We start from the raw sequence: 24,143 nt of genomic DNA, 5'->3' as shown, positions 1-24,143 counted from the left end.
ATACCAAAAAGTATTGGATGAAATGCAAAAACAATACGACGAATTCTTGAAAAACAAAAAATCTTAAGATAGATTGATTTCGTGTATTCATTCCTAATTCCTAAAAACTGAATCACTGTTTTCCTCATGCTTGTCTGGGGAAGGCGGTGATTTTTTGGAATGAAAAATAAACCAACTAATATAATTCAGGGATAGTTGGTCTTTTTTTATAAAATTGCTATTTTATGAGGAGTGTTGTCTCTGTAATAAATCATTCTTATCCCAAGTATAGAACTTCATCACAGAGACATTCGATATCTTGTTCTATATGAGAAGCTAGAATAATGAGCTTACCCTTTTCTTTTAGGTAGAGTAATTTTTCTCGAATTTTTTGAACAGATTGCTTATCAAGTCCGTTCATTGGTTCATCTAAGAGTAATATATCTGGATTTTCCATAAAAGCCTGTGCTAGAGCTAGTTTTTGTTTCATTCCTAAAGAGTAGTGTTTTACTTTTTTAGAAGAACTAGGATCGAGTCCTACATCTATCATACTCTGAATGATTTCTTTCTCCCCTATTTTATTTTTGATTAGAGCTAGTTGATGTAAGTTATCAAAACCAGAATAGCCTTCCAGAAATCCTGGAGTCTCAATAATAACACCTACACTTGGTAAGAAGGGAAAATCTATTCCAAGTATGCTTCCATCTAATTCGATTTTTCCTTCAGTTATAGCTTCTAATCCCGCTAAACACTTGAGTAAAACTGTTTTTCCTGAACCGTTATATCCAACAATTCCGTATATATTTCCACTGGAAAATTCAAAGGAAAGGTCTTCAAAAATTACATTGTGTTTATAGTTTTTACGAATAGATTTTAAATGTAAGTCTGTCATATCTATTGTCTCCTTATTTTTTTCATAATAACTAGGATTATGACGAGCAAAAGGTATAAAAGTAGGATACGAGTAATTATTTCTGGTAGGGATAGTAAGCCAGAATGGGCTTCGTATTTAATATAATGAAAGTCTAGCCAAGTTAAAGGAGATAAAAATTTAATCCAGAAACGTGAGGCTTCTGTAATAAATAATTCTACAATAACTAATCCACAAGCTAAGGTATTTCCTAAATTAGAATAATGACTATTGAAAACGAAAATCACTCCCCCAATCAATATGAACATAAGGAATAACAATAAGAATATTTGAAAAAAAGCTCCATAGGGAGAATAATATTGCAGTATAATTGAGCGTAGATGCGTCATGCTATCAACACCTTCCGGAAATGAAATGCGTCCTTGAGCTAGGGAGGGTAGGAGACGTCCCCAATGATTGGAAAAGTGTAGTGTAGGGAGAAAAGTGATTAGAATGCTGATGATTTGGTAAATTGAAGCGATTAAGCTCGCGATAACCAGATAAATAAACTGGGAGAGCATCCACTTTTTCTGTCCTATTTTTAAGATTAACCAAAACTGGAAAGTATCTTTTAAAGGAAGATTGCTAAATAGTAGTATGACAGATAAAATAGCAATCGCAGTGAACCATTGACTTGTGAAGAGAACGGTTACAATGCTGACAGGATAAGTTTCTTTGAAGTGATTAGCTAAATTAGAAAAAGGTAGCATTAAAATCAAAGTATAGAGGTGAAAGAAAATTAAGATAGGCAACAATCGTTTAAAGGTGAATTGTTGTTTTAAGAGAATAGTTACCACACGTATAATCTCCATAAGATTACTCCTTATCATAAAAATGCCAATGTTTTTTAAGAGCTAGTCGAATGATTTCTATTGACAAAAGTGCCCATAGAATTAAGAAAATATAAGGATAAAGTAGTGAAAAAATATTTCGAAAGTTTTCGTCACCTACTTTAAAATACTCTAGACCTTCTCGTAAATAATCATCTGTCGTTAAGACGATATGTGGTAGAGTAAAAAATGGGAGAACTCTCTCTAAACCGAATTTTGTGAGGACAAACCAGGTCATGCTTGGAAGAAGATAGACCATTAATATATTAGGGTAAAAAACGGAGAGAACCCCACCTAATAGAGTAAAGAATGCAAAATAGAGTCCAATTAGACTAATGAGAAGGAAGTAGAAAAGGAATATAAATCCTTGATTTAACAACCACTGATTGCTAAAGGTAGATGAATAGTATGAATTAGTAAGGGGAAAATAAAAGGAGAGGAGAACTAAAAAACAGAATCCTAAGATTAGTCCTACAAAATAAGAACGGAAAATTAACCGTTTGACGAAGGAAGAAGCGTATTGTCGCAGAGACATACGGCTAAGTAAAAAAGGAAGTCTATTTTGATGGTAGTCTTGTGAAAAGTCTGTTACTACAGTTGAAGATGCCGTTAAGATATATAATGACATTGCTAGATTTCTAGAGAAGGAGAGCATGAAATAATCAAGGACTGCAAGTGAATTTCCTCCGTCTAGTTTCATTGTTAAATCTGTATAGGACATCATCAATGCAACTACTAAGGAAAAGAGTAATCCAATCCAAATCCTCCAATCTTTTAGCGTATATTTAAAGAGGGGGAGTATTTTCATCTAACTTACCTCTTTCCAGTTTGTGGGATCGATAACTATTTTATCTATACGATCTTTTTCTTTGATTTTAAAGATTAGGAAGGGACGATAGAGATTTCCTCCATAGAGTTCTTTTTCTTGAGTGGGAATAGGTATATACTCGATTGTAAATGACTCAATATAAATTGGGCTGTCCAAAATCAAATTTCCATATTTTTCTTTTAAAACATCTAATCCTTTTTGGACAGAAAGAGTAGCCATTTTATCTGTTTTTTGGGTCGGTAAGATAACACCAGCTAAGTCAATTCCTTGAATCCCTGTTTGGGTGATGATAAAGTTTAGGTCAGGACCATGAACAAAATTAATCTCTCCAGATGAACCTAGCTGAGTTTCTCCATCAATAACTCTTTTATCAGAAAGTTTTGGAAAAACAGTAATATAGTACATATCGGTCAGATTGTCTTTGGCTATTTTTGTTCCTTTTAATTCTTTGGCATTTCTTTCGTAGGTCGGGAGATATTCAAGGAGTGTTTCTTTTGAGATAGCGTAGATGAGATAATCATAATCGTCAAATCCTAATTGGAGGGTATTTAGAAATTGCTTAACTTTGTTAACACTGTCTTCTTTTGAAAATGGAAGTTCTTCTTTAAAGTCGGTTATATTTAGATTATTTTCAATAGCATCTAATCGTAGGTTGTGGAAAATATGTGATAAATCTGATGTTTGATCAGATGTTAAACGAATCCATGATCCAGTTTTATTGACGGTAATATCTGCCCTAATCTTTCCTTTTTGTAGTCTGGTTAAAGGATGCTTATCGGCAATAATTTCACTAATTTCACTATCACTTCCCATAAAATTTTGGATAGCTGTTACCAATGTTTCTTTGTCTCCTTTTTTTGAGTCCCAAAAAGGTAATTCTTCTTCATAGGAAGTATCTATCTGGTCTGCGAGATAGATTTGCTCTGTTATCTCTTTATAACCTTCTTTTATGGGGAGATTTTCCTTATTTATCTCCGTTATTTGTTTTTTGTTATATTGACAAGCTGTTAAAAAGATAAAGGGAAGAATAAGTAGAAATAATAGGTATTTTTTCATAGTAAAAAACTCCTTTTAAAAAAGGAGCAGAGGCATGATACTTTTAAGATACTGCCTCCACTCTTAGAAGGGGGCTTTAGGCTAGCGAGCGCTCAAATGATTAACTAGCGAATAACCCAATGTTTGCTACCTTTTGTTTTGAGACGAATTAAGGGTCAAAACGTCCTGTAATATTCGAGTCGAGCCAACCATATTTAGAGGCGTTGAGATAATAATAGCGTCCAATTGTCCCATAACCGTCATTATAGTGAAGATTATAGCGACCATTTGAATCAGCTATTTTCATCTCAGTTGCAGGTTCATTTTCAGTATCAGTCCAAGCGCGAATTCTGACCTTTTTTCCCCAACTAAGACCACCTGTGATATTAGCAACAGCAGGAGCGCCGTCTGTTTTTTCAGTCTTTCGGCTACTAACGGAATAGTCTTCGCGTGTAACATGAAGATTGAAGTACACCATCTCAGCAGAAACAGTCTGACTAGCTAAGGGGAGTAAGCAAGCGACTCCCAGTCCTAATGCGATGCATTTTTTCAAATTTGTCATCACAATACCTCCTTTATATTTTAATGAAACCGATTTCATTTATATTATACTCATTTATTTTTATAATGTCAACTATAAAATAAATTATTAGGTTTACATATCTCATAAAATATGGTTAAATTATTATATTAAATTGGACTTAGAATAGCACAATACCTCTTCTAAAATATTGTTATAAATTGATTTGGATTCCAAAATTAAATCGTTCGATTCTCATTCCATTTTATTATATTTGACCCAGAAAAAGCTATTCCAGAATTGATGGAAAAACTTAAATCTGAAGGTGCTTACCAAAAAGTATTGGATGAAATGCAAAAACAATACGACGAATTCTTGAAAAACAAAAAATCTTAAGATAGATTGATTTCGTGTATTCATTCCTAAAAAGAGCGATCACTGCCTTGTCTGGTTTTTCCAGATGAGGTGGTGATTCTTTTTTTGGACAAATGAACATAATTATCTGTATTTGTGTCTAGAGATTTGTTCTTACATATAAGATTGGACACAGACGCAGCTCAAACAAGATATGAAAATGGGTCTTGTTTTCAATTTTCGGTCAAATAAATTGCATTCGCTTTCTTGAGGGAGTATACTGGTATAGTTGAATGAAAAATTCTGATAATTTAATCTAGAAAAGAGAAGCAAATGTCAAAAGATATTCGAGTTTTACTTTACTATAAATATGTTCCCATCGAAAACGCGGAACAATTTGCTGCAGATCACTTGGCTTTCTGTAAGTCTATTGGCCTCAAGGGCCGTATCCTAGCGGCTGACGAAGGGATCAACGGAACCGTTTCTGGTGACTACGAAACAACGCAAAAATACATGGACTACGTTCACAGCCTTCCAGGTATGGAAGACCTCTGGTTCAAGATTGACGAAGAAAGTGAGCAAGCCTTTAAGAAGATGTTCGTTCGCTACAAAAAGGAAATCGTTCACCTTGGTTTAGAGGATGATAACTTTGATAACGACATCAATCCTCTTGAAACAACAGGTGCTTACTTGTCTCCAAAAGAATTCAAAGAAGCTCTCCTAGACGAAGATACAGTGGTCCTTGATACTCGTAATGACTATGAGTACGACCTTGGACACTTCCGTGGGGCTATCCGTCCAGACATTCGCAACTTCCGTGAATTACCACAATGGGTTCGTGATAACAAGGAAAAATTCATGGATAAACGTGTCGTAGTTTACTGTACAGGTGGAGTCCGCTGTGAGAAATTCTCAGGTTGGATGGTCCGTGAAGGCTACAAAGATGTCGGTCAATTGCATGGAGGAATTGCGACTTACGGGAAAGATCCCGAAGTTCAAGGGGAACTTTGGGATGGGAAAATGTATGTCTTTGACGAACGTATTGCAGTCGATGTCAACCATGTAAATCCAACCATTGTAGGGAAAGACTGGTTTGATGGAACACCATGTGAACGCTATGTCAACTGTGGAAATCCATTCTGTAACCGTCGTATCTTGGCATCAGAAGACAACGAAGACAAATATCTTCGTGGTTGCTCACACGAGTGTCGTGTTCACCCACGTAATCGTTATGTTTTAGAACATGAATTGACACAAGATCAAGTCATCGAGCGTCTAGCAGCAATTGGTGAGAGTTTAGACCATTCTGAAGTTGTATAATAAACATTAACAGTCCTAAAGGGCTGTTTTTCTATGCTTTTGACCAAAAAATCTTAAATTTGTTTCTGCATCTTTCAGGAAAATGGTGTATACTATATGTAAACGATTTCAAAGGAGACCATTTATGGTGAAAACATTTTTTATTCCAAATAAACAAAGTATTTTAGGACAACAGGAGATTTTAACAGCTAAGTCAGTCTTGGCCCTAGTAGATGGCTTAGAGTCACATAGTTATGATGCTGTTTACCTCCGTCAACCCCTCAATCGCCTTGAGTATATCGAGTGTGCTATTGTGGGAAAATCTCAGTTTCTCTTTAAAGTTTGCTACCTTGACTCTCAAAAAGGCTATCAGGTGGTCATTCCTGATTTTATCACAAGAGCTGACTGGGAGATTGTAGAAGAACTCTTGCGGGCTTTGTCTAGCAAGGTTGGTGAAGCGGTTGAAGGCTTGGCAGACTTTGATTTGGAAAACTATTTTCAAGAAACGGTTAAGAGCTATCTAGCGGATAAGGCTGCTCGCCTATATTTCTGCCAAGGAATTCTTTCACCTGTTTACTTTGACAAGACGGATTTGGAAGCTTTTCTTGGAAATGATGGTTTGGCATGTTTTGAGGCATTGGTCAAAAAAGTTCAAGGGTCTGATGGCTATCCTGCAAGTGCTAAGTTCTACCCAGATGGTGAGGGTAAGGTTCACGGTATCTACCATCTAGCCCAGGGAGTTAAGACTGTTTTGCCCAAAGGTCCTGTTGTTCCTGTGCCTTATGTTGAGCAGTTGGCTGGTAAGGACCTTGTCTGGGAGATTGACTTGGTAAAAATCTCTGGAGACGGTTCTAGGCCTGAAGACTATGAAGCAGTAGCTAGACTGGATTACCAAGCCTTTTTAGAAGTTCTTCCAAAGGAACTTTGTCAGGATTTGGACGCCAACCAAATAGAAGTAGGACCTGTTTTGGGGGAAGATTTTGAGAACTTAGTAAAAGGTAACTAGAGGCATAAATGAAAGATATTGGTTTTAAATAATGTGAAAAGGCAGGTCGTTTGATCTGCTTTTTGTGTACACAAAAAATCCTGTCAGAGTGACAGGATTTTATCTTACATAAAAGCTAGGATTCGGAGATAATCAAAAACCAGTGCCATTTCTGCTAGGAAGAAGAGAAATAGGACGCTTCCGTTGACGAGGACAGCCAAGAGCAGGCGATAGAAGGGATCAGTTGAGCTATCCTTGCTAGGTCTTGAGATTGTATAGAGGTTGGCAAGAAGTACCAGACCAGTGCTAATGAGGCAGAGAAGAGCCGCAAAGCGTAGACTATTAAAGAAGGCAAAGAAACTGGCAATACCTGTGAGCAGGAGAGGAAGGGCGAAGAGTCTGCTGTACTCTTGCAAGGATTTTTCCAGTGTCCAGTCATTGTCCTGATTGACAAAACGTTTAACTACAAATCCACCCATAAGGATAGAAAAGAAGAATAAACTTGTCGCTACCAAGATGGAGAAGATAGAAAAGAGATTCAGTGAAGGGAACTGCTCGAAGGCATGAGAGTTGATAGCCGCCATATGGCCGTAGTAGTTATGCTTGATATGATAAATCGCACAGAAGAAACTAAGAGAAGAAAAGATAGTCAGCAGGGCAAAGGCATTATAACTATGTTTTTTATCTGTATCAATGCTTGCTGTCGGTTCTTTAAGGGCACCTTGTAGCCAAAACCAAAGATCAGCCAGTTCTTCTTTGAATACTGCGAATAGTGCTGTTTTGGCAGATACAGAATCTGGTAAAAACGGGCTTTCCAAAGATTTGCTGGTTAAAGGTTTGCTTGTCTGAGAAACTTCTTTAACAGGTTCTTCTGACTTGTCTGTATTTGCTACGATTTCTTCGTGTTCGTCACTCTCTACTTTCTCTAGATCAGCTTCTTGTTCTTCAGAATTGGCTTGAGGTTTTTCCTCAACTACTGGCAACTCTTCTTTTTCTTTTAGTTCTTCTTGGGGAATGACTGGGTCAGATAGGTTATCTTTTTTCTCATTGTTGGCTGTTTTCTCGAAATCAGCACTTTCGAACCATTCTTGAGTCATGATGAGACCTCCTTTTTGATTAGTAACTTTTTATTCATGATGTCTATAAGAAGGCGAGCGAACATCCTCTTTTGGTAGATTGATGTCTTGACTAGCTTTTGCGACAAGTAAATCTTGTGTATCTTTTTTCTCTGATTTGTAAGGATTAGAGAACTCTTCATCTTCCTTGTTTTCCTCGTTTGGATTATATCCTTCCCGACTACGATGATAGATGGAACCATGGTCAGAAGAAAGTTCTACATTAATTCTCTCAAGTTCTTTTTTAGCTAGTTTGATGACCATATCTTTTTTTGACTTTAGCTCTACCTTACCATGTACTTGAATATCCTCAGCAGAGATATGTTCATGGTCTGCTTGGATGAGGCTATCTGTTAGACTGGTTTCAAATACATTGACAATTCCAGTTGTGATCAGTTGGCTATTTTTAATCTCGCTATCAGTGATACGAAGAAGATAGCCATTTGACAGAATCTTGGCATTGCTGAGTTTTGCATTGGCAATTGAAAGGATACGATGGTTTACCTGGGCAGTTAGATTTTTTAAGTCTTTTCCTCTTGGTAATGAGAGAACAACTTCATCATTGCGGCTGGAAATTCCGCTTGCGATATAGAGGATACCTTCGATACTAGAACCTATAGAGCGACGTGTAGTTGATTTGGTATCAGTTATTTCAAGACTTTTCTCTTTGATAGAGTGTTGAAGATTTTCTTTTTCAGAGATGGTTGGATGATACTGGATGTGAATCTTATCATCGTTTGACTCCGTAATGACGAGCGAATGTTCTGTTAGTGAGATGTTTAGATTTTCAATATCTTGGTCAAAAACGAGCTCTTCCATTCGACTTTCAAATACTGGATTTTGAGACATTGCAAGGAGGCTTCTGACACCATCTGTTTGGATACCGATGATCATCATTGAAAAACCGATGATACTGGTAACAACACCAAAGATAAGAAATCCTTTTGTCCATTTACGCATGTCTTTCACCTCTCTTTCCTCTATTAAGAATCCATTGGATGAGTCGAAGAACTAGTAATCCAAAGAAACGGGTTACGTAGGAAGTGGCTAGTAAGACTAGGGATGAAGCTCCAATCGCCAGTAAACCACCCCCAAAAATCAGCACAAAGGCAGATGTAGATTCAGCCAGAACATAGAAGCTTTCAAATAGGAGAATGCCTCCTAGGATTAGTCCAGCTACTGATACAGCAAAGAAGGCTATAAGTACGCTGACAGCAGCGATAAAAATCCCGATGATAGCCATGAGAAGAGCAATTCCGACTGGAATTCCGATAGGAGCTGCAAGAAGGGCTAGAAGAGCGATGCGTAAAATATAGCGGTCGTTCTTGCTGGAATTTTCTTCGTTGATTTTCTTATCAAGAAGTGTAGTCAGGACATCATGGGCAGCTTCTTTTGGACTTCCCAGGCTAGCGATAAGCTCCTCCTCACCTTCTGGCCCAGCATCATCAAAGAGTTCTTTGAAGTAGTCCATGGCTTCGATACGATCAGATTGAGGCAGCTTCATCAGATAGGCTTCAAGCTGATTCAAATATTCAGTTCTTGTCATGGCGAATGCTCCCTTCTATGATGCCATTGATAGTGTCAGTGTAGAGTGTCCATTCTTCTCGAAGGACAAAGAGTTGCTCCTCTCCAATTTCTGTCAAGGAGTAGTACTTGCGCATCCGACCTTGGTATTCGCGAGAGTATGTAGTCAGATAGCGGTTGGTATCCAGTTTTTTCAAGATGGGGTAGAGGGTAGATTCCTTGATTTTGGCAATGAGTTTAATGGTTTGGCTAATCTCATAACCATAGGAATCCCCTTGTTCTAGGATGGCCAAGATGAGAAATTCAATCAAGGCCGATGATGTTGGAAAATACATGGGGCACCTCCTTTTTAGTATGTAAAAATTTTATATATAATTATTCTACACATACATCATACATCTATTTGTAAGCCCTGTCAAGCAATATGTGTAAAATTTTTATATATAAAAAATCTTCTAGTAAAAACTAGAAGATTAGAGGATTTTATCCGCTCGATCCACCATAAAGAGGGCGATTGTCATGATGATATCAATTACTAGAAGAATCAGTACCGCTGGAACCCAAGACTGGAACATGTTAAAACTGTAACCAAAGAGAGTTGGTCCAAAGGCGGCTAGAATGTAACCACCGGTCTGGGCAAGACCAGATAATTGGGCAGTTTTTTCCGGCGAGCTTGTTTTAATAGAGAAGCAAACCATGAGATAGGGGAAAAGTGCGCTACAGGCCGTGCCAATCAAGAGGTGAGCCATCAGCCAATAAAAGAAATTACTACTTGGGTATAAAAGCATAGCAATTCCTAACATACCAGCCAGAGAGATGACTGCTAACATGATTTGACGGTGACGATTTGACAAACGCGTCGTTAAACTTGGAATGGTCATGGAGAAGGGAATGCTAATTAGTGAAAAGATAGAAGCCAGAAGTCCGGCATCCGTATGAGCTAGCCCTGCACTGATGGCCATGGTTGGTAACCAGGTCATGCTGGTATAGAAGAGTAGGGACTGAAGTCCACCGAAGACAATAATAGCCCAAACTTGCTTGCTTTTTAGGATATTCTCTTTTTCTTTTTTCTCTTCATGCCCTTCTAGAAAATGATTGTGGCCATGGTTGGGGAACCAGACCAATAAGGTTAGCAGGCAGACCATGGACAGGCAGAGAATCAGCCCCTTCCAAGATGTTGCCTGAGTAATGGGTACAGAGAGGTAGGAAGCTAGTGCTGTCGCGATTCCCATAGTCGTAACATAAACCGTTGTCAGGAAGCTAATCTTTTGCGGGTAGTTTGCCTGAATCAGGCTAGGAAGAAGTACGTTAAAAATAGCGACACTTGCTCCGATGAGTAAGGTTCCCAGATAGAGAAGGGGAAGATTGAAGATACGAATCGCTGAACCCACGGTCAAGACGAGGAGGCTGTAGGTAAAAAGGTGCTCGAGTCCAATCTTTTGAGCCAAACGCGTCGCAAAAGATGAGAAAAGAGCAAACATCAAGAGAGGAAGGCTGGTCAAAACCCCAAGTGAACTAACTTCCACGCCTAAACCTTGGGCAATATCTCCTAAAATAGTCGGTAAGGCCGTAAAAGGAGCTCTTAAGACCGCTCCGATTAAGATAATTCCTAGAATAAAAAAGAGTGATCGTTTGTTCATGTGCACCTCAATAAACTGATTTTGATAACAGCTTATTTTAAGGCTTTTTCCTATAGATGTCAAGATGGTGTGAGGGAATCGGCTATTTAGCTCAGTGAAATCATGGGTAAAAAGAAGGAGAGATTTACTAGTTTTTTTCTGGGATTCAAATAAAAATAGGAAAGTCAGGAAATTTGTGATAAAATAGTGAAAGAAAATCTATACATTGGAGAACTGCTGTGTCTGAAAATCGGAAATTTAGCGTCTTGATGTCAGTCTACATCAAAGAAAATCCTGTCTTCTTAGAAGAGGCTGTAAAAAGTATCTTACATCAAACGCTCAAACCTAGTGAAGTGGTTATCGTTGAAGATGGTCCACTGACACCTGAACTATATCAAGTTTTGGAGGAATTGGAAGCACAGTCAAGTATTCCAATCAAACGCTATCCATTGGAGCAAAACCGTGGTTTGGGCTTGGCACTACAGTATGGTGTTTTGCAGTGCCAGTATGACGTCATTGCCCGTATGGATACGGATGATATCGCTGTTGAAGATCGTTTCGAGCAACAGTTTGAATTGATGGAAACAGAAAATTTGGACTTGCTAGGTGGTCATATCGCAGAATTCATCGACCAACCTGACGAAATTGTTTCTTACCGTCGTGTGCCGATTAAGCATGAGGATATCATTGATTACCAACGTATGAGAAGTGCCTTTAATCATATGACGGTTATGTTTAAAAAAGAGATGGTTCTCAAGGCAGGTAACTACGAAGATGGGCTCTATATGGAAGACGATTTGCTCTGGCTTAATATGATTAGCGCAGGTGCTCGAACTGGAAATGTGGATCAGATTCTTTGTAAGGTGCGCGTGGGAGCGGGGATGTTTGAACGTCGTGGTGGCCTTCGCTATCTCAAACTCTATCGCCAAGCACGTCAAAGAATGCACGCGCGTGGACAGATTTCTTATGGCGAATATCTGAAAAGTGTGTTAATCCAAGTTGTCGTTGCCCTATGTCCAGGATTTGTCCGACAGTTTATATTTTTAAAACTATTGAGAAAAAGTAAATAGCTAATCAGTTAAAAAAACCTCTAGTAATTACTAGAAAATGTGATTTTGTGTAGGAGGATACCATTCACATGAATAAAAAAATGACAGATTATGTAATTGATCTGGTTGAAGTGTTAAATAAACAACAAAAACAAGTCTTTTGGGGGATTTTTGATGCTGCCAGCATGATTTCCTCAATCATTGTTTCTTATATCTTGTTTTATGGATTGATCAATCCAGCTCCTGTGGACTATGTCATCTATACAAGCTTGACCTTCCTTTTCTATCAAATCATGATTGGCTTCTGGGGGCTCAATGCTAGTATTAGTCGCTATAGCAAAATCACAGACTTTATGAAGATATTCATCGGAGTAAGTATCAGCAGTGTCTTGTCCTATCTCCTTTGCTATGCCTTCTTGCCACTTTTCTCAGTGCGTTTCATCGTTCTCTTTATCTTGCTCAGCACCTTCTTGATCTTGCTCCCACGTATTACTTGGCAGTTGATCTATTCAAGACGCAAAAAGAGTGATGGAGAAGGGGAACATCGTCGTACCTTCTTGATTGGTGCAGGAGACGGTGGAGCTCTCTTTATGAACAGCTACCAACATCCTACGAGTGATCTTGAGTTAGTGGGTATTTTGGATAATGATGAAAAGAAAAAAGGTCAAAAACTAGGTGGAATCCCAGTCTTAGGATCTTATGAACAGTTACCAGAACTCTCAAAACGTCATCAGATTGAAAAAGTTATCGTTGCGATTCCTTCTCTTGATCCATCAGAGTATGAGCGTATCCTAAAAATGTGTAACCAACTTGGCTTGAAGTGTTATAAGATGCCCAAGATTGAGTCGGTTGTACAAGGATTGCATCCTCAGGTAGGTGGTTTCCAAAAAATCGATATTACTGACCTTTTGGGACGTAAAGAAATTCAACTAGATGAGTCACGCCTAGGCTCAGAAATTACTGGAAAAACTATCTTAGTGACAGGTGCAGGAGGTTCTATCGGGTCTGAGATTTGCCGTCAGGTTAGTCGCTTTAATCCAGAGCGCGTGGTTCTCTTGGGGCATGGGGAAAACTCTATTTATCTGATCTATCATGAATTGATTCGTAGCTTCCAAGGAATTGACTATGTTCCTGTGATTGCAGACATCCAAGACTACGATCGCTTGCTTCAAGTATTTGAGCAGTATCAACCAGCCATTGTTTACCATGCTGCTGCCCACAAGCACGTGCCAATGATGGAACGCAATCCCAAAGAAGCCTTTAAAAATAATATCCTTGGAACTTACAATGTTGCCAAGGCAGTTGACGCCGCTAAGGTACCGAAGATGGTTATGATTTCGACCGATAAGGCCGTTAATCCACCAAACGTAATGGGAGCTACCAAACGTGTGGCAGAGTTGATTGTTACAGGATTCAACCAACGTAGTCAGTCTACCTATTGTGCGGTTCGTTTTGGGAATGTTCTTGGTAGCCGTGGTAGTGTGATTCCAGTCTTTGAGCGTCAGATTGCAGAGGGTGGTCCAGTGACTGTGACGGACTTCCGTATGACTCGTTACTTTATGACCATTCCAGAAGCTAGCCGTTTGGTGATCCATGCAGGAGCTTATGCTAAAGATGGGGAAGTCTTTATCCTTGATATGGGCAAACCAGTTAAGATTTATGATTTGGCCAAGAAAATGGTTCTTCTCAGCGGACGTACTGAAAATGAAATTCCGATTGTAGAAGTGGGAATTCGTCCAGGTGAGAAACTCTATGAGGAGTTGTTGGTATCTACTGAATTGGTTGATAATCAAGTCATGGATAAGATTTTTGTTGGTAAGGTTAATGTCATGCCACTTGAAGTCATCAATCAAAAGATTGAAGAATTCCGTGCCTTGCAAGGTTCAGAGTTGAAGCAAGCCATTATCGGTTTTGCCAATGAAACAACTCACGCTGATTCATAATAAAAGTAAGGTATTATCCCTAGAATTCTTTTTGACAGGAGGGAAGGGATAGTATCTTTTTTCTAGATTTGGAGAGACTTTCAGAGTTTTTTGAACAAACTTGTTATTGAATAGATATAGTAAATAAAAAATTAGGAGTAACTTATGATTCAAGCATATAAAAATTTCTTTAAAGGCTATGCAGATTTTACAGGCCGTTCAACACGTTCAGACTTTTGGTGGGTTTGGCTGATGAATAGTATTTTGTTCCTACCCCTGTATATATTCTATTTTCAAATGGCCTGGAATGATGCTGGAGAAACAGATCCTATTTTAGGAGTAGCAATCATAAGTATTTATATGATTTTAGGTATAGTGTTCTTTACACCAAGTCTTGCTGTAAAAGTTCGTCGGCTAAGAGATGCAGGCCTTCACTGGGCTCTCATCTTCCTTTACTTCGTTCCAATGGGTGGTATTGCTCTATTAGTTCTGCTAGCTATGCCAAGTAAAGAAGTAGAAATAGTAACAATCAATAGATCTAAAGAGGTTGAAATCGAAGAAGTTTCCCCTTTTGAATAATTGGACGAATATGGGGAATGTCATTCTCCTCATTATGATCAGACAAAAAGCTCCCAAACCTAACTTTTAGGCTGGGAGTCTTTTGTTTAACGTTTTAATTGTAGATGCTGTAAAATGTCTGTTGGGTGGTGAGCAATCCAGTCAGGATTATAGTCCATGAGGTCTTTCTCCTCACCGAATCCCCAGGTTACCGCTAATTTTTTAATGCCAGTTTCTTGGGCGCCAATCATATCAAACTTGGTATCTCCGATAATAACCACTTTTTCGGGAGTTAGATGATGAGTTTCCAGAGCCTGACGAATAACATCTGCCTTGTGTAGGGCTTGAGGGCTTGAACCATAAATGCCATCAAAGAAGTGGTCAATCCCAAAATTGCTAGTCATATCAACTGCGGTTGGTGTATTCTTCGTAGTAGTGATATAAAGAGGATAATGCTCAGCTAGTTCTACGAGTAAATCTTTGATATGTGGAAAGAGTTGGGCTTCGTACACACCCTTTTCCTTATAATAAGAACGATAGAGCTGGATGGCTTCCTCTATTTGCTCAGCTGGCAAACAACTAGCAAAGCTGGTTTCTAGTGGGGGCCCCATAAAACCTCGAATGGTTTTGGCACTAGGACTAGAAACTCCAAGTTGATCAAAGGTATAGGTGAAACCATTATGGATACCGATAGAACTATCAACTAGTGTTCCATCTAAGTCAAAAAAGATAGCAGATATAGATGACATTGATTCTCCTCATAATGATGAAATTATTCGCCGAAGATTTCTTTTTGAAGGCGACGACCTGTAGGTGTGGCAGCGAGCCCCCCTTCAGCAGTTTCACGAAAGGCAGTTGGTAAGCTAGATCCTACTTGATACATGGCGTCAATGACCTCATCAACTGGAATTTTTGATTCGATACCAGCTAAGGCCATATCGGCTGCGATGAAGGCAAAGCTGGCTCCCATAGCGTTCCGCTTGACGCAAGGAACTTCAACTAAACCTGCAACTGGGTCACAGATAAGACCGAGCATGTTTTTGATAACGAAGGCGATGGCTTGGCTCGCTTGATAAGGCGTTCCGCCTGCAGCTAGGGTTAAGGCAGCGGCGCTCATGGCTGAAGCTGAACCAACTTCGGCTTGACAACCACCTTCGGCACCTGAGATAGAAGCATTGTTCGCAATGACGAGGCCAAAAGCACCCGCAGCAAATAAGAAGTCTAGTTGTTGTTCATGAGTTAGACTCAACTTTTGAATAGCAGCTGTGAGGACAGCGGGAAGACAACCGGCACTACCAGCCGTAGGAGTTGCACAGACCAATCCCATTTTGGCATTGTGCTCATTAACGGCGATAGCGTTACGGGCTGCAGACAAGACAGTGAAGTCAGACAGCGTCTTTCCTTTTTTGATGTAGTGGTCGAGCTTGGCAGCATCACCACCTGTCAAACCGCTACGAGATTTCTTTTCACTAAGACCAAGTTCAACAGAAGCTTTCATAACCTCAAGATTGCGTTCCATGAGGAGGAGAACTTCTTCGCGTTCACGACCGGTTAGCTCAAACTCAGTCGTAATCATGAGTTCAGCAACATTGCCTTGAAAATCAAGTTCGGCTTGTTGGACTAATTCTTTGATAGAGTAAAACATATTTTCTCCTATTGAAAGAAATTGACATTATGCAAATGAGGAATTTTACGAATCTCTTCGATAGATTCATCACAGTTGCGACTATCAACTTCGATAATCATAATGGCTTTCTCACCAGCTTTTTCGCGAGTTACATTCATCTGAGCGATGTTAATGTCAAAGCGAGAGAGGGCCTCTGTTACATGAGCAATCATACCAGGAACATCCTGATGAACGATGATAATGGTAGGAGTGTTCATGTTGAGGGATACGGCAAAGCCATTGAGCTCTGTCACCTGGATATTTCCACCACCGATTGAAATTCCTGTCACACTGATGGTCTTGTGCTCATTCTTGACAGTGATTTTCGTAGTATTTGGGTGAGGGGCGTTACTGTCTTTCTGGATGGTCCAGACAATTTTGATGCCACGCTTGTGGGCAATTTCTAAACTATTTGGAATTTCTGGATCATCTGTATCCATTCCTAAGATTCCAGCGACCAGGGCGAGATCAGTTCCGTGCCCTCGATAGGTTTTTGCAAAAGAATTAAAAAGCTGGAACTCGACTTCGGTTGGAGTATCGTCAAAGATAGAAGAGACGATTTTACCGATACGAACAGCTCCTGCCGTGTGACTACTAGATGGGCCAATCATGACTGGCCCAATGATATCAAAGACAGATTGAAAACGAAGTGATTGCATCTGTTTCCCCTTAAAAAGATTCTTAACTCTATTATATCAAAGATTAGATGCAAGCGCTCAATTCCATGATAAAATATCTAAAATCCCCATAAAGCCTATAAAATCAAGCCTTTTGTAACAAAAAGAGGCTGTTTAAGTGAAATAAAACATAGTCTTGTAACATTTCTACATAAAACCGTCAAGAAACAGTAATAATAGTAGGGTATGATGGAAATATAAGAAAGAAGGAGAATCTTTTAATATGAAATCAACAACTAACAAAATTAAAACAGGACTTGTAGGAGTAGCAGCAGCGCTTGCTTTCCTTGCACCATCACTTACTTTTGCACAAGAAACAACAACTTACACAGTAAAATCAGGTGACACTCTATCAGGAATCGCTGAAAAATACAATACAACTGTTGAAAAATTGGCAGAAAAAAATAAGATTAAAGATATTCATTTGATCTATGTAGACCAAGTATTGGTGATTGATGGTGAAGCACCAGCAACTTCAACTGCGACAGCAGAAGCTCCAGTAGCAGCACCTGCAGCTACTGAAACAACAACTTATGAAGCACCAGCAGCAAGCGTAACCGTAGCAGAAGAAATTGTTGCTACAACAGAAACTTCAGCATCAACTTCAACTGTGAGCGGTTCTGAAGCAGAAGCTAAAGAATGGATCGCTCAAAAAGAATCAGGCGGTAGCTACACAGCTACAAACGGACGTTACATCGGACGTTACCAATTGACAGATTCATACTTGAACGGTGACTATTCAGCAGAAAACCAAGAACGTGTAGCAGACGCTTACGTTGCAGGACGTTACGGTTCATGGACTGCAGCTAAGAACTTCTGGCTTAACAACGGTTGGTACTAAGAACTGACGAACAAAATAAGATGCAAAAGTCGAGGGATTTCCTCGACTTTTTTTATATTTCCTTTGCTTGATAACAGTTCTCTACTTCCTTTTTGAGGTGAGATAGCATTGAGGTTTCATCAGTTAACTCCAGAAGGGAGAAGCCCTTTTGAATAAGATGTTCATTACTAGTACAAATACCTATTCGAACATAAGTGATTGCCAAAATATCGTATCTTTTCTTTTTCTTAGAGTCCTCTAGTAAGGTGTAGCAGATTTGTTGACAGGTATTTTTATCTTGGTTGTACAAGTAAATGGTGGACAGATTGAGTAGGATTGCCATTCGTAATTCATATAAATGTCGATAGTTTTTATATTCTTCCAAGCGCTGCAAGATCTTTTCAGTGATGAGGTGGAGGTGTTCGATGGGAAAGTTAAAAAGTATGGTGTTGAGGATTTTTAGGTCGTTTTCATACCATGTATCTTGTTTTTCAATTTTTTCCCAAAGCTTTTTGACCGTTTGTTCCACTTGGATTGAAAGTTGTCCTGTTCCATGTTGACGGATATAAATGACAACTTCCAGCATATCTCTGATTTCCTTTATAGGGAGATCGTGATAGATCTTGAGATAGTCTTGGCATGTTTCAAATAAATTGACTAGACTACTGGTACCAAAGATGGAACTCGTATTGAGATAGGTTTGCATGATTTCTGTTCGCTGGCTTGGCTGGTAGAGATGGCAGATGTATTCAAACTCTTCAAAACTCATATTGATTTGACGGAGAAGAAACTCCATGTTTTCATATTTGGGAGTTGCCTTGCCACTTTCAAACTTGGAAAGGCTGGTTCTTGAAAGGACCTTTCCACAGACCTCTTCTTGGGTCAATCCTTTTGACTCGCGTATGTCTTTATATACTTTCCCGAAATCATAGCGCATGATTTCCTCCTCTTCGTGAAAAAAGTTAACAATAAATTGAATTCTATTAAACATATTGTATCATAAGAATATAGAAAGTAAATATGGGGTATCATGTAGCTAGAAAATAAAGATTGGAGGTTGTTTCAATGCGTAAAAATAAAGATCTATTTCGGGTAATCATTGTCTTTGTGGTAGGGGTTATGTTGATTCTAGCAACCCCAGTGTTATTTAGAGTTGTTATAGAACTACTGTCAAAATAAAATCTGCATTGAGTAGATTCATTAGGATCTCAAATCTTTACATGTTTCATCAATTTCTTTTAGTTAGAAGTCCGATTTTTCATTTACCATATTTATATTCATAGAAATTCTAGTCAAGAAAGTAAAGTGGATATCATGAGAAGAAAATAAGAAAGGTGATTTTATCTATAGTAGGTAGAATCTAAAAAAATTATGACTCATTTAAAATTTTATATCAAATCCGTTCTTTGTTCATTGGTATTGTTTATCCTTTTAATTCTTTTTATTAAAAATATATATTATCCTGTTCTAAAGATAACTATTGAAGTTATTCTGTCGTTTTCGATAGGTAGTCTTTGTTATGCCATTTTTTGTAAAACAAATCGAGCTGCTTTCCTGCCAATTTCGGTTATTTTATTTTTGCTGACTCTCTATTTGCTGGGAGGATAGTATTTTAGCAGGAATTTTGTCAGTTTGCATTTTTTCTTGGAGAAATTCTGACGCTTGAAATCTTAGTGGCATTAAGTGGAGTAAATTTATTGTTAAGATTTTTCAAAAAAAGAGAAGTCAATAGATTTGCTTGTGGATTATAAAGATGAAAGGTAAAATTGGAATATTTAAAATGAAACATTTTTTTGCAGGAATTGGTGAGATAAGATTTATTAGTTATCTATTGTCTCTATGTGTAGGACTAGCCCCTCTTTTTCATATATATGTTATAGGTTCTGAAATGAGTTTTGTGAAAACAGTATTATCTATTTTGGGAATTATATTTGTTTGTATTTTAACTATTGCTCGAATTTATAGGACTTTTTTCTATAAAGAATAGTTTGGACTTGAAATGTATTTAAAACCAGAGGTTGGTAGATTATCAGCCTCTTTCTTGTCTTCTCCAACCAAGCATGTTATAATGAAAACTGCTCAAACGACCTTCAATCGTTAAGCAAACACGACCTTCAATCGTGAACTAGTCATTTCGTTTATCTTTTATTACGTCGTTAACTCGAAATGAGATGCAAGCTGAGCTTGTCTGATTTATAATCTCAATCAGTCTCCCAGACTGATTGAGCGAACTCAAGTTATGCCTGCGACTCGTTGCCTAGTCCTAAAAGAAAACGAAAAGACTATACTCAAAGAAATTCTATTGAAAGTCATAATGAATAGAATTTTGAAGGGTATGAATAAACGAATAGATGGGAGACTTACCATGAGTGATAACTCTAAAACACGTGTTGTCGTGGGGATGAGTGGTGGTGTTGATTCGTCGGTGACGGCTCTCTTGCTCAAGGAGCAGGGCTACGATGTGATCGGTATCTTCATGAAGAACTGGGACGACACAGATGAAAACGGCGTCTGTACGGCGACCGAGGATTACAAGGATGTGGCTGCGGTGGCAGACCAGATCGGCATTCCTTACTACTCTGTTAATTTTGAAAAAGAGTACTGGGACCGCGTCTTTGAGTATTTCCTAGCGGAATACCGTGCAGGGCGCACGCCAAATCCAGATGTTATGTGTAACAAGGAAATCAAGTTCAAGGCCTTTTTGGACTATGCTATGACCTTAGGCGCAGACTATGTAGCGACTGGGCATTATGCTCGAGTTGTGCGTGATGAGGATGGCATCGTTCACATGCTTCGTGGTGTGGACAATGGCAAGGATCAGACCTATTTCCTCAGTCAACTTTCGCAAGAACAACTCCAAAAAACCATGTTCCCACTGGGACATTTGGAAAAACCTGAAGTACGAAAAATAGCTGAAGAAGCAGGACTTGCGACGGCTAAGAAGAAAGACTCGACAGGGATTTGCTTTATCGGAGAAAAGAACTTTAAAGAATTTCTCAGCAACTACCTGCCAGCTCAACCTGGTCGAATGATGACTGTGGATGGTCGCGATATGGGTGAGCATGCTGGTCTGATGTATTATACGATTGGTCAGCGTGGGGGACTCGGTATCGGTGGTCAACACGGTGGTGACAATGCCCCTTGGTTCGTTGTCGGAAAAGATCTGAGCAAGAATATCCTCTATGTCGGCCAAGGATTCTACCATGATTCGCTCATGTCAACCAGCCTTGAGGCTAGTCAAGTCCACTTTACCCGTGACATGCCAGAGGAATTTACGCTAGAATGCACAGCCAAATTCCGCTATCGTCAGCCTGATTCTAAGGTGACAGTACATGTCAAAGGAGACAAGGCAGAGGTCATCTTTGCGGAGCCACAGCGTGCGATCACACCAGGACAGGCAGTTGTCTTTTACGATGGTGAAGAATGTCTCGGTGGTGGTTTGATTGACAATGCCTACCGCGATGGTAAGGTTTGTCAGTACATTTAGATTGACAAATTTTCTCAATTTGCTACAATAATAAAAGCAATAGAAATGATGGTCAAAGCTCATGGATGTTGCAGGCTTTTTTGTCCTGCACTTCTTTGGAGTTTTGACTGTTTTTGTGTCGTTTAGAGGAAAGGAAAAAGATGATTCAACAAGACTTTCGGACAAAAGTAGAAAATACGGTTTTTGGAGTTCGGGCGACAGCCTTGATTGTCCAAAATCACAAGCTTCTAGTTACCAAAGACAAGGGCAAGTATTACACTATTGGTGGTGCGATTCAAGTCAATGAGAGAACGGAAGATGCGGTAGTCCGTGAAGTGAAGGAAGAACTGGGTGTCAAAGCTCAAGCTGGGCAACTAGCTTTTGTAGTTGAAAATCGTTTTGAACAAGACGGTGTCTATTATCACAATATCGAGTTTCATTATCTAGTGGATTTACTTGAAGATGCCCCGTTGACCATGCAGGAAGATGAGAAAACGCAACCCTGTGAGTGGATTGACTTGGACAAGTTTGAGGATATTCAGCTGGTTCCAGCCTTTTTAAAGACAGCCCTACCAGATTGGGACGGACAATTACGACACATCCATCTTAACGAATAGGAGAGAAAATGATGGTTAAGCTTATTGCCCATGTACTTGTTCATAGTGGTGGTGATTATTTACTCATTCAGCGTTCGGAAATTAAAAGAGGACAACCCAACGTTTATCCGACTTACTGGGATATTCCTGGTGGCGGGGTTGAAAAGGGTGAACTTCCGCGAGATGGAGCTCTTAGAGAATGTATTGAAGAAGCGGGAATTAGGCTAGACAGCAGTTCGCTCAAACTTCTTCACGAAGATAGTCAACTGGATACCTCAAAGGATATTGTCTTTACTCGCTTAGTTTATAAAGCAGAGTGGGTTGGGGAGAAGCCAATTATCAGATTAGATCCTGAAGAGCATACGCACTTTAAATGGGTTACCATGGATCAAGCTCTAGAGGAGGAGAAGCTAGTTCCCTATTTGCGAGAAATTTTTGAAAGGTTAAGAAATGACTTATAATTTTATAGAAGAATACGATATTATAGTTATCGGTGCTGGGCATGCCGGGGTGGAAGCTTCCCTAGCTGCTAGCCGTATGGGTTGCAAGGTCTTGCTTGCGACTATCAACATTGAAATGTTGGCTTTCATGCCATGTAATCCCTCTATCGGTGGTTCTGCCAAGGGAATTGTCGTGCGTGAAGTCGACGCTCTCGGTGGGGAAATGGCCAAGACCATTGACAAGACTTACATCCAGATGAAGATGCTCAACACTGGGAAAGGTCCAGCTGTTCGTGCTCTTCGTGCGCAGGCTGACAAGGAACTTTACTCTAAAGAGATGCGAAAAACCGTTGAAAATCAAGAGAATCTCACTCTTCGTCAAACCATGATTGATGAGATTTTGGTGGAAGATGGCAAGGTTGTCGGTGTGCGTACTGCGACCCATCAAGAGTATGCTGCTAAGGCTGTTATTGTGACCACAGGGACTGCCCTCCGTGGGGAAATCATCATCGGAGACCTCAAGTACTCGTCAGGACCAAATCACAGTTTAGCTTCGATTAACCTAGCTGACAATCTCAAGGAACTGGGACTCGAAATTGGTCGTTTCAAGACAGGAACGCCTCCACGTGTCAAGGCTTCTTCTATCAACTACGATGTGACAGAGATTCAGCCAGGAGACGAAGCACCTAATCACTTCTCATATACTTCACGTGATGAGGATTATGTCAAAGATCAGGTGCCATGTTGGTTGACTTACACCAATGGTACCAGCCATGAGATTATCCAAAACAATCTCCACCGTGCTCCTATGTTTACAGGTGTGGTTAAGGGAGTGGGGCCTCGTTACTGTCCGTCGATTGAGGACAAGATTGTGCGCTTTGCGGACAAGGAACGCCACCAACTTTTCCTAGAGCCAGAAGGACGCAATACAGAAGAAGTTTATGTCCAAGGTCTCTCAACCAGTCTTCCTGAAGATGTACAACGTGACTTGGTACATTCCATCAAAGGTTTGGAAAATGCAGAGATGATGCGTACTGGTTATGCTATTGAGTACGACATGGTCTTGCCGCATCAGTTGCGTGCGACTCTGGAAACCAAGAAAATCTCAGGACTTTTCACAGCGGGTCAGACAAATGGAACGTCAGGTTACGAAGAGGCTGCTGGTCAAGGGATTATCGCTGGTATCAATGCGGCTCTGAAGATCCAAGGCAAGCCTGAGTTGATTCTGAAACGAAGCGACGGTTATATTGGAGTGATGATTGATGACTTGGTGACCAAGGGGACCATTGAACCCTACCGTCTCTTGACCAGTCGTGCGGAATACCGTCTCATCCTCCGTCATGACAATGCCGATATGCGTTTGACAGAGATGGGACGCGAGATTGGTCTTGTGGATGATGAACGTTGGGTACGCTTTGAGATCAAGAAAAATCAATTTGACAATGAGATGAAGCGCCTAGACAGCATCAAACTCAAGCCGGTCAAGGAAACTAACGCCAAGGTCGAAGCGATGGGATTCAAACCATTGACTGATGCAGTCACTGCCAAGGAGTTCCTCCGTCGTCCAGAAGTCTCTTACCAAGATGTGGTTGCCTTTATCGGACCTGCCGCTGAAGAGTTAGATGACAAGATTATCGAATTGATTGAAACAGAAATCAAGTACGAAGGTTACATTTCAAAAGCCATGGATCAGGTTGCCAAGATGAAACGTATGGAAGAAAAACGTATTCCAGCGAATATTGATTGGGATGATATTGACTCCATTGCGACAGAGGCTCGCCAGAAGTTCAAGCTCATCAATCCAGAAACCATCGGGCAAGCTAGCCGTATTTCTGGGGTTAACCCGGCAGATATTTCTATTCTGATGGTGTATCTGGAAGGTAAAAATCGAAGCATTTCAAAAAATCTAGAAAAAAAGGCTGACTAAAGACAAAGTGCTGAATTCTCTTT

Annotated in this window: 24 protein-coding genes and 1 pseudogene; 12 read left to right on the top strand and 13 right to left on the bottom strand. The window is 39.6% G+C overall.

The features are described 5' to 3' along the window. Positions 1–256: 256 nt before the first annotated feature. The 4 genes from QEZ38_RS06710 to QEZ38_RS06695 all read right to left on the bottom strand — a co-directional run bounded on the left by QEZ38_RS06710 (position 257) and on the right by QEZ38_RS06695 (position 4,145). Positions 257–871 (bottom strand): ATP-binding cassette domain-containing protein, encoded by a 615-nt coding sequence (locus tag QEZ38_RS06710; protein WP_281335405.1) that lies wholly within the window; start codon positions 869–871, stop codon positions 257–259. Between the two features lie 2 nt (positions 872–873). After that, positions 874–1,701: a hypothetical protein gene (locus tag QEZ38_RS06705; protein ID WP_281335404.1), complete on the bottom strand. Its 828-nt coding sequence runs from the start codon at positions 1,699–1,701 to the stop codon at positions 874–876. A gap of 826 nt (positions 1,702–2,527) precedes the next feature. After that, entirely contained in the window at positions 2,528–3,604 is a 1,077-nt protein-coding gene (locus QEZ38_RS06700; protein WP_281335403.1) for a hypothetical protein, read from the bottom strand. Between the two features lie 148 nt (positions 3,605–3,752). Then, a complete protein-coding gene (locus QEZ38_RS06695) occupies positions 3,753–4,145 on the bottom strand; it encodes a hypothetical protein (RefSeq protein ID WP_281335402.1) in 393 nt (130 codons plus the stop codon). Positions 4,146–4,379: 234 nt separating this feature from the next. On the opposite strand from QEZ38_RS06695, the pseudogene QEZ38_RS09790 reads away from it, so the two are divergent. The 3 genes and pseudogenes from QEZ38_RS09790 to QEZ38_RS06685 all read left to right on the top strand — a co-directional run. Continuing rightward, a pseudogene (locus tag QEZ38_RS09790) lies at positions 4,380–4,499 on the top strand (DUF3502 domain-containing protein); the annotation flags it as partial. Between the two features lie 291 nt (positions 4,500–4,790). Then, the gene (trhO, locus tag QEZ38_RS06690; RefSeq protein WP_281335401.1) at positions 4,791–5,777 is read left to right on the top strand and encodes an oxygen-dependent tRNA uridine(34) hydroxylase TrhO; all 987 of its coding nucleotides are present in this window, start codon (positions 4,791–4,793) and stop codon (positions 5,775–5,777) included. 124 nt (positions 5,778–5,901) lie between these two features. Then, a complete protein-coding gene (locus QEZ38_RS06685; RefSeq protein ID WP_281335400.1) occupies positions 5,902–6,762 on the top strand; it encodes a DUF4299 family protein in 861 nt (286 codons plus the stop codon). A 104-nt stretch (positions 6,763–6,866) separates the two neighbouring features. Here the strand turns inward: QEZ38_RS06685 and QEZ38_RS06680 are convergent, their stop codons facing one another. The 5 genes from QEZ38_RS06680 to QEZ38_RS06660 form a co-directional block, all read right to left on the bottom strand. Next, complete coding sequence (locus QEZ38_RS06680; RefSeq protein ID WP_281335399.1) at positions 6,867–7,838, bottom strand: DUF6574 domain-containing protein; 972 nt, start codon at positions 7,836–7,838, stop codon at positions 6,867–6,869. 30 nt (positions 7,839–7,868) lie between these two features. Further along, positions 7,869–8,816 carry a DUF4097 family beta strand repeat-containing protein gene (locus tag QEZ38_RS06675; protein WP_281335398.1) on the bottom strand — a complete coding sequence of 316 codons (948 nt, stop codon included), beginning with the start codon at positions 8,814–8,816 and terminating at the stop codon, positions 7,869–7,871. Further along, positions 8,809–9,402: a DUF1700 domain-containing protein gene (locus QEZ38_RS06670; RefSeq protein WP_281335397.1), complete on the bottom strand. Its 594-nt coding sequence runs from the start codon at positions 9,400–9,402 to the stop codon at positions 8,809–8,811. Before QEZ38_RS06670 ends, QEZ38_RS06675 begins: the two co-directional genes overlap by 8 nt. Further along, positions 9,389–9,715, bottom strand: a complete 327-nt coding sequence (locus tag QEZ38_RS06665; RefSeq protein WP_000273853.1) for a PadR family transcriptional regulator — start codon at positions 9,713–9,715, stop codon at positions 9,389–9,391. Before QEZ38_RS06665 ends, QEZ38_RS06670 begins: the two co-directional genes overlap by 14 nt. Before the next feature lie 138 nt (positions 9,716–9,853). After that, positions 9,854–11,020, bottom strand: coding sequence for a CynX/NimT family MFS transporter (locus QEZ38_RS06660; protein ID WP_281335396.1), 1,167 nt, complete (start codon positions 11,018–11,020; stop codon positions 9,854–9,856). Between the two features lie 218 nt (positions 11,021–11,238). On the opposite strand from QEZ38_RS06660, the gene QEZ38_RS06655 reads away from it, so the two are divergent. The 3 genes from QEZ38_RS06655 to QEZ38_RS06645 all read left to right on the top strand — a co-directional run bounded on the left by QEZ38_RS06655 (position 11,239) and on the right by QEZ38_RS06645 (position 14,549). Continuing rightward, positions 11,239–12,069, top strand: coding sequence for a glycosyltransferase (locus tag QEZ38_RS06655; RefSeq protein ID WP_281335395.1), 831 nt, complete (start codon positions 11,239–11,241; stop codon positions 12,067–12,069). A 68-nt stretch (positions 12,070–12,137) separates the two neighbouring features. Beyond that, positions 12,138–13,991, top strand: a complete 1,854-nt coding sequence (locus QEZ38_RS06650) for a polysaccharide biosynthesis protein (protein WP_281335394.1) — start codon at positions 12,138–12,140, stop codon at positions 13,989–13,991. 144 nt (positions 13,992–14,135) lie between these two features. Next, positions 14,136–14,549 (top strand): DUF805 domain-containing protein, encoded by a 414-nt coding sequence (locus QEZ38_RS06645; RefSeq protein ID WP_281335393.1) that lies wholly within the window; start codon positions 14,136–14,138, stop codon positions 14,547–14,549. Between the two features lie 86 nt (positions 14,550–14,635). Here the strand turns inward: QEZ38_RS06645 and QEZ38_RS06640 are convergent, their stop codons facing one another. From QEZ38_RS06640 to sdaAB, 3 genes are read right to left on the bottom strand one after another with little or no spacing between them, the layout of a single operon-like run. Next, positions 14,636–15,277, bottom strand: coding sequence for an HAD hydrolase-like protein (locus tag QEZ38_RS06640; protein WP_281335392.1), 642 nt, complete (start codon positions 15,275–15,277; stop codon positions 14,636–14,638). 23 nt (positions 15,278–15,300) lie between these two features. Further along, a complete protein-coding gene (gene sdaAA / locus QEZ38_RS06635) occupies positions 15,301–16,173 on the bottom strand; it encodes an L-serine ammonia-lyase, iron-sulfur-dependent, subunit alpha (RefSeq protein ID WP_281335391.1) in 873 nt (290 codons plus the stop codon). An 8-nt stretch (positions 16,174–16,181) separates the two neighbouring features. Next, the gene (gene sdaAB / locus QEZ38_RS06630; protein WP_001191178.1) at positions 16,182–16,853 is read right to left on the bottom strand and encodes an L-serine ammonia-lyase, iron-sulfur-dependent subunit beta; all 672 of its coding nucleotides are present in this window, start codon (positions 16,851–16,853) and stop codon (positions 16,182–16,184) included. A 241-nt stretch (positions 16,854–17,094) separates the two neighbouring features. Between sdaAB and apf the strand changes: the two genes are divergently transcribed. Beyond that, the gene (apf, locus tag QEZ38_RS06625; protein ID WP_281335390.1) at positions 17,095–17,712 is read left to right on the top strand and encodes an aggregation-promoting factor; all 618 of its coding nucleotides are present in this window, start codon (positions 17,095–17,097) and stop codon (positions 17,710–17,712) included. Between the two features lie 52 nt (positions 17,713–17,764). Here apf and QEZ38_RS06620 read toward each other — a convergent pair whose 3' ends face one another. After that, positions 17,765–18,628, bottom strand: a complete 864-nt coding sequence (locus QEZ38_RS06620; RefSeq protein WP_281335389.1) for a helix-turn-helix domain-containing protein — start codon at positions 18,626–18,628, stop codon at positions 17,765–17,767. A gap of 843 nt (positions 18,629–19,471) precedes the next feature. Here QEZ38_RS06620 and QEZ38_RS06615 point away from each other — a divergent pair. From QEZ38_RS06615 to mnmG, 5 genes are all read left to right on the top strand, one after another. Continuing rightward, complete coding sequence (locus QEZ38_RS06615; protein ID WP_281335425.1) at positions 19,472–19,678, top strand: hypothetical protein; 207 nt, start codon at positions 19,472–19,474, stop codon at positions 19,676–19,678. A 378-nt stretch (positions 19,679–20,056) separates the two neighbouring features. Continuing rightward, positions 20,057–21,178 carry a tRNA 2-thiouridine(34) synthase MnmA gene (gene mnmA / locus QEZ38_RS06610; RefSeq protein ID WP_153224681.1) on the top strand — a complete coding sequence of 374 codons (1,122 nt, stop codon included), beginning with the start codon at positions 20,057–20,059 and terminating at the stop codon, positions 21,176–21,178. A gap of 140 nt (positions 21,179–21,318) precedes the next feature. Next, positions 21,319–21,774 (top strand): NUDIX hydrolase, encoded by a 456-nt coding sequence (locus QEZ38_RS06605; protein ID WP_194251812.1) that lies wholly within the window; start codon positions 21,319–21,321, stop codon positions 21,772–21,774. Between the two features lie 8 nt (positions 21,775–21,782). Continuing rightward, positions 21,783–22,214, top strand: coding sequence for an NUDIX hydrolase (locus QEZ38_RS06600; RefSeq protein WP_153224683.1), 432 nt, complete (start codon positions 21,783–21,785; stop codon positions 22,212–22,214). Continuing rightward, a complete protein-coding gene (gene mnmG, locus QEZ38_RS06595) occupies positions 22,204–24,120 on the top strand; it encodes a tRNA uridine-5-carboxymethylaminomethyl(34) synthesis enzyme MnmG (RefSeq protein WP_281335388.1) in 1,917 nt (638 codons plus the stop codon). The genes QEZ38_RS06600 and mnmG overlap by 11 nt, the downstream gene beginning before the upstream one ends. The last annotated feature ends 23 nt before the right edge of the window (positions 24,121–24,143 follow it).

It is taken from the genome of Streptococcus taonis, assembly GCF_029948085.1.
GTDB classification, from domain to species: Bacteria; Bacillota; Bacilli; order Lactobacillales; family Streptococcaceae; genus Streptococcus; species Streptococcus taonis.
This window is presented reverse-complemented; position numbering and strand designations above follow the sequence as displayed.

Bases quoted from the DNA above. Each gene is read 5' to 3' on its own strand.
- QEZ38_RS06620 (WP_281335389.1), bottom strand. From the start codon at position 18,628: ATGCGCTATGATTTCGGGAAAGTATATAAAGACATACGCGAGTCAAAA.
- mnmA (WP_153224681.1), top strand. From the start codon at position 20,057: ATGAGTGATAACTCTAAAACACGTGTTGTCGTGGGGATGAGTGGTGGT.
- QEZ38_RS06710 (WP_281335405.1), bottom strand. From the start codon at position 871: ATGACAGACTTACATTTAAAATCTATTCGTAAAAACTATAAACACAAT.
- QEZ38_RS06665 (WP_000273853.1), bottom strand. From the start codon at position 9,715: ATGTATTTTCCAACATCATCGGCCTTGATTGAATTTCTCATCTTGGCC.
- sdaAB (WP_001191178.1), bottom strand. From the start codon at position 16,853: ATGCAATCACTTCGTTTTCAATCTGTCTTTGATATCATTGGGCCAGTC.
- QEZ38_RS06685 (WP_281335400.1), top strand. From the start codon at position 5,902: ATGGTGAAAACATTTTTTATTCCAAATAAACAAAGTATTTTAGGACAA.
- apf (WP_281335390.1), top strand. From the start codon at position 17,095: ATGAAATCAACAACTAACAAAATTAAAACAGGACTTGTAGGAGTAGCA.
- QEZ38_RS06670 (WP_281335397.1), bottom strand. From the start codon at position 9,402: ATGACAAGAACTGAATATTTGAATCAGCTTGAAGCCTATCTGATGAAG.
- QEZ38_RS06615 (WP_281335425.1), top strand. From the start codon at position 19,472: ATGAAACATTTTTTTGCAGGAATTGGTGAGATAAGATTTATTAGTTAT.
- QEZ38_RS06605 (WP_194251812.1), top strand. From the start codon at position 21,319: ATGATTCAACAAGACTTTCGGACAAAAGTAGAAAATACGGTTTTTGGA.
- QEZ38_RS06675 (WP_281335398.1), bottom strand. From the start codon at position 8,816: ATGCGTAAATGGACAAAAGGATTTCTTATCTTTGGTGTTGTTACCAGT.
- QEZ38_RS06650 (WP_281335394.1), top strand. From the start codon at position 12,138: ATGAATAAAAAAATGACAGATTATGTAATTGATCTGGTTGAAGTGTTA.
- QEZ38_RS06705 (WP_281335404.1), bottom strand. From the start codon at position 1,701: ATGGAGATTATACGTGTGGTAACTATTCTCTTAAAACAACAATTCACC.
- QEZ38_RS06600 (WP_153224683.1), top strand. From the start codon at position 21,783: ATGATGGTTAAGCTTATTGCCCATGTACTTGTTCATAGTGGTGGTGAT.
- QEZ38_RS06645 (WP_281335393.1), top strand. From the start codon at position 14,136: ATGATTCAAGCATATAAAAATTTCTTTAAAGGCTATGCAGATTTTACA.
- QEZ38_RS06660 (WP_281335396.1), bottom strand. From the start codon at position 11,020: ATGAACAAACGATCACTCTTTTTTATTCTAGGAATTATCTTAATCGGA.
- trhO (WP_281335401.1), top strand. From the start codon at position 4,791: ATGTCAAAAGATATTCGAGTTTTACTTTACTATAAATATGTTCCCATC.
- QEZ38_RS06695 (WP_281335402.1), bottom strand. From the start codon at position 4,145: ATGACAAATTTGAAAAAATGCATCGCATTAGGACTGGGAGTCGCTTGC.
- QEZ38_RS06680 (WP_281335399.1), bottom strand. From the start codon at position 7,838: ATGACTCAAGAATGGTTCGAAAGTGCTGATTTCGAGAAAACAGCCAAC.
- QEZ38_RS06700 (WP_281335403.1), bottom strand. From the start codon at position 3,604: ATGAAAAAATACCTATTATTTCTACTTATTCTTCCCTTTATCTTTTTA.
- sdaAA (WP_281335391.1), bottom strand. From the start codon at position 16,173: ATGTTTTACTCTATCAAAGAATTAGTCCAACAAGCCGAACTTGATTTT.
- QEZ38_RS06640 (WP_281335392.1), bottom strand. From the start codon at position 15,277: ATGTCATCTATATCTGCTATCTTTTTTGACTTAGATGGAACACTAGTT.
- mnmG (WP_281335388.1), top strand. From the start codon at position 22,204: ATGACTTATAATTTTATAGAAGAATACGATATTATAGTTATCGGTGCT.